Source organism: Maridesulfovibrio frigidus DSM 17176, assembly GCF_000711735.1.
Classification (GTDB): domain Bacteria; phylum Desulfobacterota; class Desulfovibrionia; order Desulfovibrionales; family Desulfovibrionaceae; genus Maridesulfovibrio; species Maridesulfovibrio frigidus.
The window spans coordinates 1-1751 of the sequence record NZ_JONL01000019.1 but is presented as its reverse complement, the minus strand read 5'-3'; the positions used below and the strand labels follow the sequence as shown (position 1 = coordinate 1751).

Below are 1751 nucleotides of genomic sequence, written 5' to 3'. Positions count from 1 at the left end.
CAGCAGAATGCATCTGCTTCCGAAGAAATGTCATCCACTTCTCAGGAGCTTTCAGCTCAGGGGCAGATGTTGCAGCAGACTATGACTTACTTCAAACTCGATAGAGCCGCGCAGAGGATGCTAGCATCAGGCTCAAAAAGTTTTGATGCCGATGATGATGGATTTAATAGATTCTAGCATTTAGTAAGCTTACATTAACAAGTAATCCCCCTCTGGAAGTAATTCCAGAGGGGGATTTTTTTGTGCCTAACAAGCAAGTTTAGTTAGTTTAATGGCCAGTATTATTGACAATAAATAGGTGTGAAATTTTTTTTCAAATAACCGTACAAAGCGAAGGGTAATTATAGTAGTAGGTATTAAACCATATCAAAAGTTGTGATTAATGTGAACGGTAGAAATTTTGTTTTTGCTTAAGCGGTTTACCTTTTTAGAGTTGAGGCAAGAGAGATGTTGATAAATTTTTGTATCGGCAGGGAGTTTTAAATGAGTTGGAAAGATTTAAATTTGGCCTATAAGTTTTCTATTGGTTTCGGGTCAGTGATTCTTTTACTGATTGTACTTGGATTCTTTTCTGTTTTTGGAATAGGGACAATAGTGCATGATTCGGAAGAGGTTATCGAAGGTAATAAGCTTCGGGGCGATTTCGTTCAAAAAATCGTTGACCATTTGAACTGGGCCAATGATGTAAATAGCCTTTTGACGGATAAAAACATCAATACTCTTGATGTTCAAACGGATCCTCACAAATGTGGGTTCGGTAAATGGTATTATAGTGAAGCACGCAACGAAGCTGAAAAACTGGTACCTTCTATTGCGCCAATGTTGGCAGAAATAGAAGATTCCCATAATAAGCTACATAAGTCCGCAATTTCTATTAAAGATAAATATCAGCCTGTAGATCCTGAATTGGGCAGTTTTTTAAGAGAGAAAGAGCTGGATCATCTTAGCTGGATGAACGAAGTTCTAAAAGAGTTGATGAATCCTTTGGTTGAAAGAATTTCGGTTCAGGCAAATCCTCATAAATGTGGCTTGGGAAAATGGCTTTATTCTGCAGAGGTGCAGAAGCAGTCCAGAGAAGACCCTGAATTTGGCAATTTGGTAAATGCAATTTTGATCCCCCATGCGGATCTGCATGAGAGCATTGGCGGTATGAATGAACTCCTAGCCCGCGGTGACCGAGAAGGAGCTCAGGATTACTACTCTATCAATGTCGAGAGAGCGGCCAAAGCAACTTTGGCCGATATTGATACACTAATTCATTGGCATGATGGAAAACTCAAATCTCTTGAGGAAGCCCTTAATATATATGCAACACAGACTGTCCCCGCATTAACAAAAGTTCAGGCTGTTCTTAATGAAGTAAGAGCTACAGTTGCTAGCCATATTATGACTGATGGGCAGATGCTTTCAGAGGCAGAGAACACAAAAGAGCTAGTCATTATCTTAAGTGTTGTTGCTGCAATAGCAGGTATTTTTATGGCTTGGCTCATTGCGAGCGGTATCCTCGATCCTTTGCGCAAGGGCGTTCATTTTGTCGAACAGGTAAGCACTGGAGATTTGACTGCCACTGTTGACCTGAATCGAAAAGATGAACTTGGTCAGCTCGCTGAGGGAATGCGCAATATGGTTGGTAACCTCATGGATGTTGTTACTAACGTGAACAGCGCAACTGAAAATGTTGCAAGTGGTAGCGAGGAGCTTTCCTCCTCAGCTGAGAGTTTGTCTCAAGGTGCAACAGAGCAGGCTGCAGC

Annotated in this window: 1 protein-coding gene; it reads left to right on the top strand. The window is 41.1% G+C overall.

What is annotated here, in order from left to right:
* Positions 1 to 483: 483 nt before the first annotated feature.
* The coding region (locus tag BR06_RS0119045; RefSeq protein ID WP_031485938.1) for a methyl-accepting chemotaxis protein at positions 484 to 1751 on the top strand (1268 nt) is incomplete at its 3' end.